16 protein-coding genes and 1 riboswitch are annotated in these 15648 nt (G+C 45.8%); of the genes, 9 read left to right on the plus strand and 7 right to left on the minus strand.

Annotated features, from left to right (window positions below):
• Positions 1-120 precede the first annotated feature (120 nt).
• The gene (locus tag J7I83_RS17180) at positions 121-267 is read right to left on the minus strand and encodes a hypothetical protein (protein WP_215102756.1); all 147 of its coding nucleotides are present in this window, start codon (positions 265-267) and stop codon (positions 121-123) included.
• Between the two features lie 65 nt (positions 268-332).
• On the minus strand, positions 333-1406 hold the full coding sequence (locus J7I83_RS17185) for a M20 family metallopeptidase (RefSeq protein ID WP_215102758.1): 1074 nt from the start codon (positions 1404-1406) through the stop codon (positions 333-335).
• A 147-nt stretch (positions 1407-1553) separates the two neighbouring features.
• Positions 1554-1652: riboswitch (TPP riboswitch) on the plus strand.
• A gap of 97 nt (positions 1653-1749) precedes the next feature.
• Between J7I83_RS17185 and thiT the strand changes: the two genes are divergently transcribed.
• Together thiT and map are read left to right on the plus strand one after the other, a co-directional pair.
• Positions 1750-2325 (plus strand): energy-coupled thiamine transporter ThiT, encoded by a 576-nt coding sequence (gene thiT, locus J7I83_RS17190; protein WP_215102760.1) that lies wholly within the window; start codon positions 1750-1752, stop codon positions 2323-2325.
• A 133-nt stretch (positions 2326-2458) separates the two neighbouring features.
• Positions 2459-3211 carry a type I methionyl aminopeptidase gene (map, locus tag J7I83_RS17195; RefSeq protein WP_215102762.1) on the plus strand — a complete coding sequence of 251 codons (753 nt, stop codon included), beginning with the start codon at positions 2459-2461 and terminating at the stop codon, positions 3209-3211.
• A gap of 113 nt (positions 3212-3324) precedes the next feature.
• Here the strand turns inward: map and J7I83_RS17200 are convergent, their stop codons facing one another.
• Positions 3325-4059 (minus strand): TspO/MBR family protein, encoded by a 735-nt coding sequence (locus J7I83_RS17200; RefSeq protein ID WP_215102764.1) that lies wholly within the window; start codon positions 4057-4059, stop codon positions 3325-3327.
• A gap of 194 nt (positions 4060-4253) precedes the next feature.
• Here J7I83_RS17200 and J7I83_RS17205 point away from each other — a divergent pair, with 194 nt between their 5' ends.
• The 3 genes from J7I83_RS17205 (at position 4254) to J7I83_RS17215 (ending at position 7173) form a co-directional block, all read left to right on the plus strand.
• Complete coding sequence (locus J7I83_RS17205) at positions 4254-6053, plus strand: M3 family oligoendopeptidase (RefSeq protein WP_215102766.1); 1800 nt, start codon at positions 4254-4256, stop codon at positions 6051-6053.
• Position 6054: 1 nt separating this feature from the next.
• Entirely contained in the window at positions 6055-6603 is a 549-nt protein-coding gene (locus tag J7I83_RS17210; protein WP_215102768.1) for a GNAT family N-acetyltransferase, read from the plus strand.
• Between the two features lie 87 nt (positions 6604-6690).
• The gene (locus tag J7I83_RS17215) at positions 6691-7173 is read left to right on the plus strand and encodes a DinB family protein (protein ID WP_215102770.1); all 483 of its coding nucleotides are present in this window, start codon (positions 6691-6693) and stop codon (positions 7171-7173) included.
• Between the two features lie 7 nt (positions 7174-7180).
• Here the strand turns inward: J7I83_RS17215 and J7I83_RS17220 are convergent, their stop codons facing one another.
• The 4 genes from J7I83_RS17220 to J7I83_RS17235 form a co-directional block, all read right to left on the minus strand.
• Complete coding sequence (locus J7I83_RS17220; RefSeq protein WP_215102772.1) at positions 7181-7747, minus strand: beta-class carbonic anhydrase; 567 nt, start codon at positions 7745-7747, stop codon at positions 7181-7183.
• A gap of 652 nt (positions 7748-8399) precedes the next feature.
• Entirely contained in the window at positions 8400-9407 is a 1008-nt protein-coding gene (gene mreBH / locus J7I83_RS17225) for a rod-share determining protein MreBH (protein WP_215102775.1), read from the minus strand.
• A 183-nt stretch (positions 9408-9590) separates the two neighbouring features.
• The gene (locus tag J7I83_RS17230) at positions 9591-9731 is read right to left on the minus strand and encodes a hypothetical protein (RefSeq protein WP_215102776.1); all 141 of its coding nucleotides are present in this window, start codon (positions 9729-9731) and stop codon (positions 9591-9593) included.
• Between the two features lie 85 nt (positions 9732-9816).
• The gene (locus J7I83_RS17235) at positions 9817-11049 is read right to left on the minus strand and encodes an aminopeptidase (RefSeq protein ID WP_215102778.1); all 1233 of its coding nucleotides are present in this window, start codon (positions 11047-11049) and stop codon (positions 9817-9819) included.
• A 146-nt stretch (positions 11050-11195) separates the two neighbouring features.
• On the opposite strand from J7I83_RS17235, the gene J7I83_RS17240 reads away from it, so the two are divergent.
• The 4 genes from J7I83_RS17240 (at position 11196) to J7I83_RS17255 (ending at position 15601) form a co-directional block, all read left to right on the plus strand.
• Positions 11196-12290, plus strand: coding sequence for a carbohydrate kinase (locus tag J7I83_RS17240; RefSeq protein ID WP_215102779.1), 1095 nt, complete (start codon positions 11196-11198; stop codon positions 12288-12290).
• A complete protein-coding gene (locus J7I83_RS17245) occupies positions 12287-13198 on the plus strand; it encodes a pseudouridine-5'-phosphate glycosidase (RefSeq protein WP_215102781.1) in 912 nt (303 codons plus the stop codon). Before J7I83_RS17240 ends, J7I83_RS17245 begins: the two co-directional genes overlap by 4 nt.
• A 112-nt stretch (positions 13199-13310) precedes the next feature.
• Positions 13311-14618, plus strand: coding sequence for an FAD-dependent oxidoreductase (locus tag J7I83_RS17250; RefSeq protein ID WP_215102783.1), 1308 nt, complete (start codon positions 13311-13313; stop codon positions 14616-14618).
• Positions 14615-15601, plus strand: coding sequence for a class I SAM-dependent methyltransferase (locus J7I83_RS17255; protein ID WP_215102785.1), 987 nt, complete (start codon positions 14615-14617; stop codon positions 15599-15601). The genes J7I83_RS17250 and J7I83_RS17255 overlap by 4 nt, the downstream gene beginning before the upstream one ends.
• Positions 15602-15648 lie beyond the last annotated feature (47 nt).

Consider the following 15648-nt stretch of genomic DNA (forward strand, 5'->3'; position numbering starts at 1 on the left):
TGGGTGCTGGAGTCTAGAGTCTGGAGAATGAAGAAAAGTGAAAGCGCTCCGCGAAACATAAGCTGATATCTTAATGGACAAAAAACGTTCCGGCATATGTATGCCGAAACGTTTTTTATTTTAGCGTTTTTTTCCACGCGTATCAGATTGTTTAGGAGCTTGTTGTCCAGCCTTGCCTTGTTTTCTTTTATTCAATACTTTGCGGATAATTGGGTATGCAATCGGTGCATACTTAATTGCGGATTTCACTAGTCTTCCAATAGCCATTTATATCTCTCCATTCATGGGGTTAATGTTTACTGTTTTCCCGAATTTGGCGTAATGCAAACCTTTTACTCCGATTGAGCATGGGCCAGCAGGATATCTTTGTATGAATGGACACTCGAAATCAGCACATATTCAGCGTTGCCATGCCAATCATCGCCGCTTGGTCCGAATTCAATGGCACCTTCACCACCGGTTACCGCTGCGTAATAGCGCGTATCCGCAGCACCGTGCTGGCCGAATAAAACAGGTTCCTGCCTGGTGGTGTCCAAGATCGCTTTCTGCAGGCTTTGGATATACGGATTTTCTTTTGTCGTTGTTAGGGCTGGTGTGGAACCAGAAGCTTTGTAATCCATATCGACGTTCAACGTATCTGCCAAGTCCACCAGCTGGCGGACAATCTCATCTTTATCCTGTCCCGGCATAAAGCGGATGTCGTATGACATTTCACAAATTTCAGGAACAACGTTGTAGCGGTCTCCTGCTTTGATGATGGGCAGGTTAACAGAAGGCTGCTCGTAATATTCCGTTGATTCTTTCCGGAAAGGCAAATCAGCGATAGCCATATGGAACTTCATCGCAGATTCAATGGCATTGATGCCTTCCCATGGCCGGCTGCCATGTGCGGGTTTGCCTTTGAAAGTCATATCCATCCGCAATATGCCTTTGGATTGCAGTCCAACTTTTAGTCCTGTAGGTTCGCCGCAAATGACGAAGTCTCCATGAAAGCCTTGTTCGACAAGCCATTTGGATGTGTTGCGTCCGCCGATTTCTTCATCGGTAACAATGTGCAGCTGGACGATGCGATTCAAGCTGGAGCTGTCGAGCTCAATAAAGGCCTGCATCATGGCTGCCACACCCGCTTTCATATCTGCAGAGCCGCGGCCATAGATGCGGTCCTGTTCTTCAACTGGGGCGAATTGTTCCTTATGGCCGGGAACAACGTCTACATGGCCATTCCAGATAATGGTCTCTGTGCCTTGCCCTTTGGTGGCAGTCAACATCCGGTATCCTTTATTATCGTGGACAGTAACAGTTTCGCCTTTTTTCTTCAGCCAATCTGCACAAAAAAGAAGAGCTTCGTTGGCTCCTTCCTTTGTATCGCTTTGAATTTTAATCAGGTCCTTTAACAGTTCAATCATCTTTTTGGCAACCCTAAAACCCTGGCTGCCTCCACCACCTTTCATGTATCTTTTCTATTCAACTCTTTACCCTATCGCCCTATCTTAAAACAGCCTTGCATTAAAGGGAAGGCTTGTGTACAATACAGGTGAAAGTCAAATATCTGTATACACCACAAGGGGAGCTTTTGCTGAGAGTGAACAAATTGTTCTTACCCTTTGAACCTGTAAGTTAACACTTGCGCAGGGATGTGGATGGAAACCGGCCCTTACAACGGCGCCAGGCTCTGTCCTGACGCCGTTTTTAATATGGTTTTATTCACGGCCCTTCTGGTGATGTGCATAACACATTAAGGAGGAAGTCATGAGAAATAAAAAAGTATTGTTAATGATGGAAATTGCCATTTTTGCGGCTCTTGGATTTGTTCTGGATTTCATTTCGTTCCGGATGCCTCAAGGCGGTTCAGTCAGCCTGGTGATGATTCCGATTATATTGATCGCTTTCAGACGTGGAGTCGGTGCAGGCGTCCTGACCGGAATTCTGGTGGGGCTGCTGCAGATCGTTTCCGGATTTATATCCGTGGCACCTTTGTCGTTTGGATTCGTCGTCATGCAGGTCATACTGGATTATCTTTTGGCATATGGAGTGGTCGGTCTGGCTGGCGTCATGCGCACAAAATATATGCAGCATGCACAAGCCAAGCAAACGGGCAAGATGCTCACGGCTATAGTGGTGGGAGTGCTGATTGCTTCTGCACTCCGCTATCTCGTTCATGTTGTTACGGGAATCCTGTTCTTCGGCATGTTTGCTGAAGGCAATGTGGTCATCTATTCAATGGTCTATAATGCCACTTACATGATTCCGGTGTTTCTGTTGGCTGCTTTTGTCTGTACTGCGCTTTTTGTGGCAGCACCGAAATTGGTGGATGCAGAAGCTTGAAATCTCGAAGGCTGTCCCTTGGCAGTCTTCTTTTTTATGCCCGGGTCCAAGAATAACGGGAACCGCCCAGGAGCCCAGGTTATCATTTTGTGGTATAATTCTTGAATAGAAAAGCTTGAAAGAAGGGTCATTGATGATAGCAACTACTGAAAAAGATATTGAAATGTTAAAAAAAGCCGGCCAGATGGTGGCTGAAATTCGGGAAGCGATGAAAGCGGCCACTAAAGCTGGAGTCACTACGAAGGAAATTGACGAGTTGGGCGGCAAACTATTCCATGAACTTGGTGGCGTTTCCGGTCCCAAGTCAGAATACGATTTTCCGGGATTCACATGCATCAGCGTCAATGAAGAAGTGGCGCATGGCATTCCGGGCGACCGCACGATACAGGATGGGGATATTGTCAATATTGATGTCTCTGGTTCGTATCAAGGATTTTTCTCAGACACCGGAATTTCGTTTGTTGTAGGGGAAGGGCATGCGGATAAGGAAAGAATCTGTGCAGCGGCAGCTTCTGCGTTTGATCGTGCGATGACAAAAGTCAAAGCTGGTGCAAAACTTAACCAAATCGGCAAGGCCGTCGAACGCGAAGCAAAAGAACAGGGCCTGTTCGTCATCAAGAATTTGACCGGGCATGGCATCGGAAAATCATTGCACGAAGCTCCTCAGCACATTTTAAATTATTATGATGCATGGGAAACGACCATCCTGAAAGAAGGCATGGTGCTGGCAGTAGAACCGTTTATCTCACAAAAGGCTGAGCATATTGTGGAATCAGGAGATGGCTGGACATTCATTACACCGGACCAGTCTTTGGTGGCGCAAATTGAGCATACCGTGCTTGTCACAAAAGGCGAACCGATCCTGTTGACCAAATTGGATAAATAAAAACTGCGCAAGCAGACCTCAAGGGGATTCGGATGATTAGTCCGGATCTCCTTTTATAATTTCCCGCAAAAAAACTGTGGACAATCTCGTTGGAATTGAGGTTGTCCACAGTTTTAATGAACTGCCTGTGCAGTCCTTTTTTTGATTAATAAAATCCCGGTTAAAATGACGCCACTTAAGAACAGGGAGGCGGTTGTCACCAGCATTTCACCCGTACCGTGCTTGACGGCGATTCCGATGAATGCCCAGATAAAGACCAGGGCAAAAGGAATATCGGAGTGATGGAAACGGATATGCAGTGCCAGCGCAGTTGCCACTGTCAGCATGATTACGGTCCAAAGCTGATCACTGAGGCCCCAGCCGCTCCAATTATAGTAGGTTAAGACAAAACTGATGTTGGCAATGGTTGCCACGCTGATCCAGCCCATGTTCACAGAAATCGGCAGCCGTTCGGAGAACGCTCTTTCCGAATTGCCGTATTGCAGATAAAGGGCGATTAACGCCACCAGGTAACCAAGCATTGCAGCAATTGACCAGGCAAAAAATTCATAATGCCATAGCAGTAGCCAACTGATATTAAAGACGCAGCTTAAAATGAAGAATAAGGCAATCTTGCTTGAGGGGGTTTCTCCCTTTCTTAAACGCACCCAGAAAGCGATGATCCAAACAGCCAGCAAAAGGTAGATGATGGACCAAATCGAAAATACATAACCGGCCGGGGTAAACAAGACCAAAAGCCGGTTAGAAATGTCGCCTGTGGTTTGGCCATTCAGCGGCAAGGTGTTTGCTAAAGTATTCATGACAATCACAGCGATAAAAGCGATCGTCATAAGCAAAATGCGAATCATGCGAAATCCCTCCTTCTTTTCAGTATAACGGTAGCCGTTTAAATCACCAAATATCCTTTTTTAAAAAATTCCCTAAAAATGGCGATAAGGTGAAGTGTTATTGGGCGAAGGGGAATATTGTTCCGGTTTAGGAAAGAAAAATGATATACTAAAGAAGTATTTTTAGAAAATTTAGTTTACCAGGGGGCAGAATCATGACAGTTAAATTTCCGGAAGCATGGGATTTAGATACGTTATTTCCAGGAGGCAGCGAATCGCAGGAATTGCGCCTACATATGAATGAGGCAGTAGCGAAGCTTTCTGAATTTGAAGAGCTGGTAGGCAAGTTTGAAGTGCCGACAGCAAAAGAGGACGCCCGAACAGTAGCCAGCTTGCTTGAACAGATGAGCGGTGTGATGCGGCATCTTAGCCAATCCGGTGCCTTTATCGGCTGTCTGATGGCTCAGAATACGCAAGATAAAAAAGCAGGAGTTCTGGAAAGCGAAGCATCTTCTCTCTCGGCGCGTTTCCAAAACTCTTTCCAGAAAATCCAACAGGATTTGTCGAAGACGGAAGATGGCGTTTGGACAGAGTTGTTGACTGATGACTCTTTGCGTGACTTCAGCTTTATCTTGAACGAATGGCGCGACGAAGCAAAGATGATGCTGTCTGAAAAAGAAGAAAGCGTGATCACAGCTTTAAGCGTTGACGGTTACCATGGCTGGAGCCAGTTATACGACATGCTGGTCGGAGAGATCTCCGTGACCGTTACTGTGGATGGTGAATCAAAATCGTTATCAGTGGGGCAGGCGAATAACTTAAGCTCACACAAAGATGCTGCGGTCCGTCAGGAAGCCTACGAAAAACTGGAAGAGGCCTGGACGGATAAAGAGGAATTTTTCGCAAAAACGCTGAATTCCATCGCTGGCTTCCGTCTGGAAACCTATAAAAAGCGTGGGTGGGACAATCCCCTCAAAGAGCCATTGCACATCAACCGTATGAAACAGGAAACACTCGATGCCATGTGGGGAGCTATCAGCAATAACAAGCAGCCTTTCGTCAACTATTTAAACCAAAAAGGCAAACTTCTCGGAAAAGATGGACTGGACTGGTACGATGTTGATGCACCAGTGACCGAAAGCACACAGCGGTTTTCCTATCAGGAAGGGGCCGAGTTTATCCTTAAGCAGTTTGGTAAGTTCGGGCCTGAACTGGAGCAATTTGCACAGCAGGCATTCGAAAAAGGCTGGATTGAAGCAGAAGATCGTCCGAACAAACGACCGGGCGGATTTTGCACCGGATTGCCGTTAAGTGAGGAATCACGGATTTTCATGACTTACAGTGGATCGATGTCCAACGTAGCGACATTGGCCCATGAACTCGGGCACGCGTTTCATACCTATGCGCTGCAACCAGTCCATGCTCTGAACCGGTCGTACGCGATGAATGTTGCCGAAACGGCATCTACATTCGCTGAAATGATTGTGGCAGATGCGGCGGTGAAAAATGCGCAGTCCAAGGAAGAGAAAATCGCTTTGCTGGAAGACAAAGTCCAGCGCAGTGTAGCCTTCTTCATGAATATCCACTCGCGTTTCCTTTTTGAAACTCGTTTCTATGAAGAGCGCAAAAAAGGTGTCGTTCCTGCAGCCAGGTTAAATGAATTGATGGAGCAGGCGCAAACAGAAGGGTTTTCCGGTGGTTTGGCATCAACACATCCGCATTTCTGGGCATCCAAGCTCCATTTCTATATTACTTATGTACCATTTTACAATTTCCCTTATACCTTCGGCTATTTATTCTCGTTGAGTGTTTATGCAAAAGCCTTAGAAGTGGGGAGCGGCTTTGAAGAGAAATATTTGGCTTTGCTTCGTGATACAGCGGTGATGTCAGCAGAAGACCTGGCCATGAAGCATTTGGGCGAGGATATCACTCAACAGGCTTTCTGGGAAAAAGGAATCGCTTTATGTGTCCAGGATGCCGAGGAATTCATTTCGCTGACATCTACTGAGGCCTAGTATGAACTTGCTTTTCGAGGGACAGACTTGTTACCTGCGCAGTTTAACAGTGGAAGATGCAGAAGAGATGGTGCAATTGCTGCTGCGAAACCGGGATTATTGGTCTGTGTATGAACCGCGTCACCGGGACAGTTATTTTTCAGCAGCCGTTCAGCGGGAAAAAATACGGGAATCGATCTACCAGGCGAGAGAAAACCGGGAATATAGCGTGGGGATTTATGAGCATGATACCAATAAGCTGATTGGCCACATTTCTGTTTACAGCGTGAAACGTATGCCTTTTTTAAGTGCTTTGGTCGGCTATTCCATCGATGAAGTTTATGTCGGCAAGGGGATTGCGACGGAAGCGGTGAAGTTGATGACTGTCTTCGGTTTTGAACAGCTTCGCCTTCACCGGATCGAGGCCTATGTTTCTCCGGAGAATGTCGGCTCAATCCGGGTATTGGAGAAGACCGGTTTTCGTCAGGAAGGTTTGTTGAAGGAGTTTCTTTATATAAATGGCGAATGGAAAGACCATTATTATTATGCGATGGTTGAGCAAGAGTTTTGAAAGGGCAAGGCCACCTATAAAAAATGGTGGAAAGAGATGCAGCGCTGGTTTGAATCTTGAATAAAAGTGGAGGAAGGTGCTTAATGGATGAATAAAGAAAAACTGTTCTCTTATCATAAATGGGCGACACTGGCTTGCTTGGAGCACGTTCAAACTTTTGGCGAGGACATTTACCGGAAAGAAGGAGTGAATTCTTTTGCTTCGATACAAGCGACAGTGGAGCATGTGATTGGAGTGGAAAAACTGTGGCTGCTTCGGATGGCCGGTGTATCCAAGGCGGCATTCGAGCATTTTGATGTGGAAACCACTGAAAAAGCAATTGAAGCCTTTATGCTGCTGCATGCGGAAATGGAATTGTTTTTTGCTTCTTTATCAGAGCAGCAGTGGCAGGAAACGCTCGATTACCAGAATATGCGTGGAGATGATTTTTCCACGACAAGGGAAGAGATGCTGTTTACCGTTGTCAATCATGCCAGCTATCATAGAGGCCAGATCACTTCTTTTCTTCGGCAGTTCGGCAAAGAGGGAACAACGCTCGATTATATTTATTACCAAAAACAAAACCGCTGAGAATTTCTCAGCGGTTTTCGTTTCCATTGACGACAACATCCAGTTTACCTGTGGTTGGATCAATGACCAGGCCATGGACGGGAACTGTGCTGTCCAGCAAAGGATGGTTTCGGACCATGTTGACACTGTAAGCGACACTTTCTGTCACATCATCAAATCCACGGAGCCAGCCTTTCAAGTCAACTCCGGAATACTCCATCATGTCTATGGTCTTTTCGTCTACGCCGCGTTTTTTCATCTTCTCAAGCATTTCTTCGGGTTTAATGGAAGACATGCCACAGTCGTGGTGTCCGATAATATAGATTTCATCTGCATTCAATTCGTACACGGCTACAAGCAGGCTGCGCATAATTCCACCGAACGGGTGGTTGATGACAGCCCCGGCACTTTTGACGATTTTCACATCGCCATTTTTAAAATTCATCGCTTTTGGCAGCATTTCAAAAAGGCGCGTATCCATGCATGTCAAAATGACAACTTTCTTATCAGGAAACTTGGTGGTTATAAACTCTTCATAACGCTTTTCCTTCACAAAATCTTCGTTATACTCTAGGATTTCATCTAATAAAGCCATTATATTCCCCCCTTTATCGACTTGTACCTTTTCAGTTTAATCCAAATTTCTGAAAAAGACGAATTGAAATCGTTACTTTTAATAAAAACAGGAAAAAGGTCATTTATATCAGTTGAATTTAAGAATGATCATTTTGTATACGGCGCCAGAGCTAAGTTAGTTACTTAGCAAAAAGAGAGCTTATGTGTTCCGTTCTCACATTGGAAGAGATGAGCGCAACGGCAAAGACGGCTGCAAAATATTATCAGTTAAAGATTAGTAGTTCAACTAATATAGCATCAACTTTTATGACTAGCGCTGTACATTTGCAGAAGCTGGTTCTTGAAAGACCTTTCCATCACAACAGGCTTTCCGGTAAAGCAAAAACTTAGGACAGCCCGTTTGGTTTGCGTTCAGCCTATCTTTGTTGTCCAGACTCCAGCGCCCAGATTCTAGGGTCATAAGCCACTCTGGCAGTGCGGCAAAGAACGCCGCTTCGCCAGACCGTCTTATGCCCATCGAACCTACACGGGCGCTTACACTTTTCTTTGTCCAGACTCGAGCAGCCAGCCCCTCGAGTCGCTTCAGTCTTACATGTAATGGCAACGAACGCCATTACATGTAAGGCTTCCAGTGCTTGTCGGTACTAAAGGGCTTCTTGCGCTTTTCGGTTTTAACGCGACATTTTCTCCAGCTGTTTGATCATGCCAAGCGATAGTCCTGTTCCAATAGCAACAGACTCTAAAGGCTGCGGAGCGATATGGACAGGGACCGAAATTTCTTTCGACAGCCATTCCTGCATGCCTTTCAGCAATGCGCCGCCTCCTGAAATGACAACTCCTTGATCGACCATGTCGCCCGACAGTTCAGCCGGGCAATTTTCCAAGGTTGCGCGAATACATTCCAGAATAGCGGACAACGATTCCTTCAGCGCTTCCTGTGTTTCAAAAGAACTCAAAGAGATGGTTTTCGGCAGTCCGGTCATGATGTCACGGCCGCGGATTTCCATCTTCACAACTTCATGGGGAACGGGCGCGTAGCCAATTTCCTTTTTGATGTTTTCGGCAGTGCGTTCGCCGATCAGGACATTATAATGTTTGCGAACGAAGTGAATGATGTCTTCATCCATGCGATCGCCTGCTATTTTGACCGTGTTAGAAGAAACCACTCCACCAAAGGAAATGATGCCGACTTCTGTAGTGCCGCCGCCAATATCCACGATAACGCTCGCAACCGGTTCACTGATGGGCAGATCTGCACCTATAGCCGCCGCTACGGTTTCTTCGATCAAGTGGACGGTCTTAGCGCCGCTTTGCTTTACTGCATCGTGAATGGCCCGGCGCTCGACTGTCGTGGCACCAGAAGGTGTACAAACCATGACATTGGGTTTCCGGAAAGCGCTTCCCAGTTGCTTTGCCGCTCTTTGCATAATGATTTTCAAAAGGTCCCTTGTTACATCGAAATCTGCAATGACGCCGTCTTTTAAGGGGCGGATGACTAAAATGGAATCTGGAGCTTTGCCTAGCATTGCTTTTGCTTCATTGCCGATGGCCAAGACAGCCCGGGTTTTCGCATCCAATGCAACCACGGAAGGTTCATTGATGATGATGCCTTTCGCTTTTGTATAAACCAATATATTCGCGGTGCCTAAATCGATACCGATATCTGTTGCAGAAAACATACATGAATTCCTCCTATGAATAAAGACGCTGATTATTAAGAACTTTACCATTATGCAAGAGTGAGCGAAAGAGCCCAAGGGACCTAAAGGACAGAGAAATGGATAAAATATTCAGGTTTTACATGGCGTCTGGAGCAGAGAACGTAAAAACCGGCTTCTAATGAAGAAGCCGGTTTTCATCACTTAGTATTTTTTTTCAGGAATCGGATCTACATGCTCCGCATCGTGCGAATTCAGTTCTTTTCCAACAAAGTGAAGAAGCGTAAAGAAAAATATGAAAATTACGACCATGAAGCCGAGTGTTACAGTAATGCCATAAAACATAATGATAACTCCTCTCTAAATTGTAATTATCAATGTTTAGTATACATGACTTTAGCGGAAAAAATAAGTGTCGAATTATCGATACTTAGAATGCCCAGTTGCCACCGCGGAAAATCGCTTCGCGTGAGCCGTCTTCCAAGATACCGTCAATATCCATTTCTGAAGAGCCGACCATGAAATCAACATGTGTGATGCTTTGGTTTAAGCCATTTTTCAGAAGTTCTTCCTGAGACATCGTCTTTCCGCCTTCAATACAGAATGCGTAAGCGCTTCCGATGGCAAAATGGTTTGAAGCGTTTTCGTCGAATAAGGTGTTGTAGAATAAAATATCCGAATCGGAAATCGGTGACTGATGAGGGACTAAAGCCACTTCACCAAGAAAATGCGAACCTTCATCGGTCGCGACCAATTGCTTCAGAACGTCTTCGCCTTGCGCAGCTGTGACATCAACAATTCTGCCATCCTTGAATGTCACTTTGAAATCATCGATGATGTTGCCGCCATAGCTCAACGGTTTCGTACTGGACACATAGCCGTTTACGCCTGTTTTATGCGGGACTGTGAACACTTCTTCAGTTGGCATATTTGCCATGAAAGTATCCCCTTTTTCATTGATCGATCCAGCTCCACACCATAAATGTCCATCAGGAAGTGCGACTTCCAAATCAGTTTTTGGTGAAGTGTAATGAAGTTTTGCGTATTTCTTGCCGTTCAGATAATCGACCTTTGTATGCAGCAATCGGTCATGCTCAGCCCATGCTTCAATCGGCTGGTCAAGGTCTGCACGCACTGCTTTGAAAATTGCATCCCATAATGTGTCGATTTGCTGGTCTGCAGGTACATCCGGAAATACTTTAGCTGCCCATTTTTGGGAAGGCGCTGCGATGACCGTCCAGCTGATTTTATCCGATTGGACGTATTGGCGATATTTGCTGAGCGCCTGTCCAGTTGCTTTTTGGAAAGCGGCAATGCGTTTCGAGTCGATTCCCGACAATAGGTCCGGGCTTTGTGAAACTACGCTGATAAAAGCTGCGCCTTGTTCGGCTAATTGCTCGCGTTCCTGTACTTTCCAGGCAGGATAGTCAGTGAACGAGTCTTCCGGCGCCAATTCAAAGCGCAGACGCGAAACGGCATCATCATTCCAATCGACGTAAACTTGCTTGGCCCCTGTTTCGTAAGCCTTTTGTGTAATCAAACGAACCAGTGGTGCAGCTTCGATGGCGGCAGCAATGTAAAGTTGCTGTCCAGGTTGGATATTTACCCCCACTTTTACAGCCAATTCAGCATAGCGGGCTAATTTTTCATTAAAAGATGTCAACTAAATCTCTCCTCTCATCTTTTCTATAGTAGCAATTTTCAGTCACAGCCTGCAATGATTTGAACGATATTCGAAATATTATTTTTCTTGCCTTTTTCATTATAAAAGTTTATTGTTTAAACAAATGTTTGAACGGAGGTGTTGAAATGAATCAGAAAGAAGTGGAAGTGCTGGAAATGATCCGCCGCAACCCGTACTTATCCCAGCAGGAAATGGCGGAACACTTGAATATGTCCAGGCCCTCGCTTGCCAACTTGATCTCGAATTTGATGCGCCAAGGCAAGATTCTGGGACGTGCGTACGTATTGCCTGAAGAAAAAACAGTGGTTTGCATCGGCGGCGCCAACGTCGATAGAAAATTCCTGATGGACCGTCCTGCACAGATGGGAACCTCGAATCCTGCATCGGTTTCCGGCAGTGTCGGCGGTGTGGCAAGAAACGTTGCAGAGAATCTGGGGCGGCTTGGTCGATCCGTCAAGCTCCTGTCCATTGTAGGCAATGACCCGGAATGGAGTTTAATAGAGGCTGCTTCGAGCTCTTTTATGTCGACTGAATTGACAAAGGCCTTTGATGGGCTTTCGACAGGGACGTATACAGCGATTTTAGAGCCGGATGGCGAAATGCTGCTGGCCATGGCTGACATGAAGATCTATGATTCCTTAACACCGGAATACATCGCTAAAAATGACAGTGTTTTATTGTCAGCCGCTTTTCTCGTAATCGACTTAAACTGTCCGCTGGAAACGGTGGAGTATGTTCGGCAGCTGGCTTTAATCAATAACATTCCGTTGGCTGTTATTCCGGTGTCTGCGCCCAAAATGGAACGTCTGAGCAATAATCTGACAGGAATCAGCTGGCTGATCCTGAACCGTGACGAAGCGGGCAAATTTCTGAAGCTGCCCATTGATTCGATGGATGATTGGCATCAGGCTGTTGTCCAGCTTTTGGAGCGGGGAGCTGAAGCAGTGGTTATTACAGGTGGAAAAGATGGAGCGATAGCCGGAAATTCTACTGGCATCCACCATTATCAGTCCATTAAAGTCGAACAGGTTGCTGATGTAACCGGTGCAGGCGACGCATTTTCCAGTGCCATTGTCCACAGTGTGATTGATGGCCAGGAATTCGGGTCCACCATTCGTGCTGCTATGGTCAATGGGGCCAAAACATTGGAAAGCAATGCGACCGTACGTCATGAATTGACAGCTGCACAACTACAAAAAGAATTGGAGGAATTACAATGACATCAATGATTTCATATTCAACTGAAGTACAGCAGGCAATAGAGGGCAAAAAACCAATCGTGGCACTTGAATCGACCATTATCTCACACGGTATGCCCTATCCGCAGAATGTTGAAACGGCACGCATGGTGGAGCAGATTATCCGTGATAACGGAGCAGTTCCTGCAACCATCGCGATAATGGACGGCAAGATCAAGATCGGTTTGTCTGAGGATGAATTGGAGTTGCTCGGCAAAAGCCCAGGCGTTTCAAAAGTATCAAGAAGAGACATTGGCCAATTGGTCGCTACGAAAAAAATCGGGGCTACAACCGTAGCAGCAACGATGATCTGTGCAGAACTTGCGGGCATACGGGTTTTCGCTACTGGAGGTATTGGTGGGGTGCACCGAGGCGCTGAAACGACGATGGATATCTCAGCAGATTTAGAAGAATTGTCGAATACAGGAGTCGCAGTCGTATGTGCAGGTGCAAAATCAATTTTGGATATCGGCTTGACATTGGAATACCTGGAGACAAAAGGCGTTCCTGTAATCGGCTTCCAAACCGATGAGATGCCGGCATTCTATACCCGTTCAAGCGGCTTTTCCCTGACTTTCCGCAGCGATGATGCGACACAGTTGGCTCAGGTACTAAAAGCAAAATGGGATCTGGGAATTAAAGGCGGAGCAGTCATCGCCAACCCGATTCCTGCAGAACATGCATTGGAAGAATCATTCATCAACGGCATCATTGCCCAGGCGATGGCTGAAGCTACTGAAAACGGTATTTCTGGTAAAGAAGTCACGCCTTTTCTACTAGGAAAAGTCAAGGAATTGACAGAAGGAAAGAGTTTGGTTGCCAATATCGAACTGGTCAAACATAATGCGAAAGTTGGAGCGGAGCTAGCTGCAGCATATAACCAACTTTAAGGATAAATTGTGAAGAGAATTCCATCCGTGGGGTTCTTTTTTTTGGCGGAGAGGTTTAATGGGTTTTCTCTATCCTAAAGTAAGGGTAAGGAGGAAGAAGGGGATGAGGTAGATGAAAACTGACGTGTTCATCGGCGGAGGTGGAATCGGTGGATTGACGCTTGCATTGAAGTTGGTGCAGCGCGGAATCGATGTGGTTCTCGCCGAACGGATGGCTGTTAAGGCGCCCACTTATAAAGGAGAACTTCTTCAGCCGAAAAGTATGCAGGTATTTGATGGTCTAGGATTATATAAAAAAATATGTGATCGTTCAAATGAAATTAAAATATTGGATATGCTTGAACTTTCGAGCTCTCTGCAAGTGAAAGATCAAGCGTTCATGGATTATACCGTGTTGCCTGGCAAGTATAATGCAGCATACATGATGCACCACGAAGAACTGAAATCAGTGATTTTAAAAGCAGCATGTGAATACGAAAACTTTCATTACATGAAAGGCACTGCCTGCAAAGGCTACGGAGAAAAAACGGCTTTGCTTCAAAAAGGTACGGAGAAATTCGAGGTGGAGGCGCAGTTTTTCTTTGGTGCCGAAGGTCGCTCTTCAGTTACACGCAAAGCGATGGAAATCGAAGTTAAGCAAACCACTTATAACCACCATTTTCTGACAGTCACTTTTCCGCGTGCCGAAAGTTTTACGGATGGAAAAATCATTTCCACATACAATCGCTTCCTGGGTCTTTTTCCGTTGCCTGATGATCAGGTTCGAAGTGTTTATTTGATTCCCCCAGGGGATTATAAAAAGTTGAAAGAAAAGCCGATCAGCCATTTTCATAAACTCTATACCGATCTGGCACCTGTAGTAGACGGCTACGTACAGCGATTGACGGATTGGAAAAAAATCCAGTTGATGATACCTGTCATGTATCATGCTAATTCCTACGTACGTGGCAACAAGGCCATTATTGGCGATGCCAGCCACGCTGTCCATCCCATGGCAGGGGAAGGCATGAATATGGCGATTCAGGATGCCGATATTCTAGGAGAATTGACGGCCGACATGTTTGAGGATGGGAAAATGGATGAAAGCAATTTACAATGGTATGAAACTGTCCGCTACAAACGTGCCGACCATGTTATCCAACTGAGCCATTTAGCGGCACTTGCCTATTCATTTCCATTCAAACCGGTGAGCTATATACGCCAGCGTACATTTGAACGTATGGAAGAGGATCCAATTCTCCATTTTAAGCAGATGCTGAATGTTTCGGGGCTTGGCATGTGGAAAGAAAACTTCCATGACCGCTTTATCCAAGGAGGCATTATGCCTGTCCGCATGACAGATTTGACGGATAACACGAAAGAAATGAAATATTATACACCGGAAGAAGACTATCCATGGAAAGCGGAGGGACTCAGATGATAGATGTCATGAAGATGTTTAAAGCAAGAATGTACATGAAACGCAATGAACCTTTTTTATACAGCTGGCATGCATACGTAGGCTACGAATTGGATTTATTTAAAGCCTTCGAACGTCCGGTAACCAAATTTGATGTAGCAGATGCCCTGCAATTGGACGAAGATCTGCTGAACCAGTGGGTGAACGTTGGAGTATCAATCGGCCATCTGAAAGAAGCAGGGAGAGATCGTTACAAAACATGGAATGCTTGGAAACTGCCGAAACCAAAAGGAAATAACTCCTCGGGTGTGCTGCTGAAGGAAATGATGGAGCTGCATATTCCGACATTGCTGAATTATCCGGAGATGATGCGCAAACAGGAACGTCTGCATTTCGATGAAGAAAAGCATGCACCAACCGTTGCCGAATCAAGCCGTTTGCTGGAAGTGCTGGCTTTGCCGAAGATGTCAAAACGACTGAAAGGAAAAGATGTCGATACTGTTTTGGATATCGGCTGTGGAGAAGGCGGCTATATCAAAAAACTGGCTGAACGTTTTCCTAATACACATTTTACCGGAATCGAGATCAGCTCCGCTGTTACGGAAGTCGCGAAGAACCTGACAAAGGAAAATAAGAACATTTCCATTGAAAATGCCAATCTTTGGCAATACAAACCTGCCGAACCACAAGGAATGGTCATGATGAACAACGTTATCCACTATATCGACCTCGAAAAACGCCAGAACCTCTTTACCGAACTGGCCAGCTGGGTAAAAGAGGGAGGCATATTGTCAGTAGTGACACCAATTGCTGGAGACAGCGACAGTCCACCATTCGCCAATGTCTTCAACAGCTTTTTCTCATCGTTTGATAACCTCTACCGCCTGCCGACCCGTGAAGAATTGGCCGAGTGGGGAGAAAATGCAGGTCTCGAATTGCTAAGCATCCAAACCGTCATAAAAGAAGGCGGCTGGTACATTGTACAGTATGAAAAGAAAAGCTGAGGAAGCCGTTAAGGTTCGACAGGCATAAGACAGACTGGCGAAGCGGC

The sequence above is a fragment of the Planococcus sp. ISL-110 genome (assembly GCF_018613575.1).
Taxonomy (GTDB): Bacteria; Bacillota; Bacilli; order Bacillales_A; family Planococcaceae; genus Planococcus.

Excerpts from the sequence above, each read along its gene's own strand:
- J7I83_RS17180 (WP_215102756.1), bottom strand. The coding sequence starts at position 267 with ATGGCTATTGGAAGACTAGTGAAATCCGCAATTAAGTATGCACCGATT.
- J7I83_RS17185 (WP_215102758.1), bottom strand. The coding sequence starts at position 1,406 with ATGATTGAACTGTTAAAGGACCTGATTAAAATTCAAAGCGATACAAAG.
- thiT (WP_215102760.1), top strand. The coding sequence starts at position 1,750 with ATGAGAAATAAAAAAGTATTGTTAATGATGGAAATTGCCATTTTTGCG.
- map (WP_215102762.1), top strand. The coding sequence starts at position 2,459 with ATGATAGCAACTACTGAAAAAGATATTGAAATGTTAAAAAAAGCCGGC.
- J7I83_RS17200 (WP_215102764.1), bottom strand. The coding sequence starts at position 4,059 with ATGATTCGCATTTTGCTTATGACGATCGCTTTTATCGCTGTGATTGTC.
- J7I83_RS17205 (WP_215102766.1), top strand. The coding sequence starts at position 4,254 with ATGACAGTTAAATTTCCGGAAGCATGGGATTTAGATACGTTATTTCCA.
- J7I83_RS17210 (WP_215102768.1), top strand. The coding sequence starts at position 6,055 with ATGAACTTGCTTTTCGAGGGACAGACTTGTTACCTGCGCAGTTTAACA.
- J7I83_RS17215 (WP_215102770.1), top strand. The coding sequence starts at position 6,691 with ATGAATAAAGAAAAACTGTTCTCTTATCATAAATGGGCGACACTGGCT.
- J7I83_RS17220 (WP_215102772.1), bottom strand. The coding sequence starts at position 7,747 with ATGGCTTTATTAGATGAAATCCTAGAGTATAACGAAGATTTTGTGAAG.
- mreBH (WP_215102775.1), bottom strand. The coding sequence starts at position 9,407 with ATGTTTTCTGCAACAGATATCGGTATCGATTTAGGCACCGCGAATATA.
- J7I83_RS17230 (WP_215102776.1), bottom strand. The coding sequence starts at position 9,731 with ATGTTTTATGGCATTACTGTAACACTCGGCTTCATGGTCGTAATTTTC.
- J7I83_RS17240 (WP_215102779.1), top strand. The coding sequence starts at position 11,196 with ATGAATCAGAAAGAAGTGGAAGTGCTGGAAATGATCCGCCGCAACCCG.
- J7I83_RS17245 (WP_215102781.1), top strand. The coding sequence starts at position 12,287 with ATGACATCAATGATTTCATATTCAACTGAAGTACAGCAGGCAATAGAG.
- J7I83_RS17250 (WP_215102783.1), top strand. The coding sequence starts at position 13,311 with ATGAAAACTGACGTGTTCATCGGCGGAGGTGGAATCGGTGGATTGACG.
- J7I83_RS17255 (WP_215102785.1), top strand. The coding sequence starts at position 14,615 with ATGATAGATGTCATGAAGATGTTTAAAGCAAGAATGTACATGAAACGC.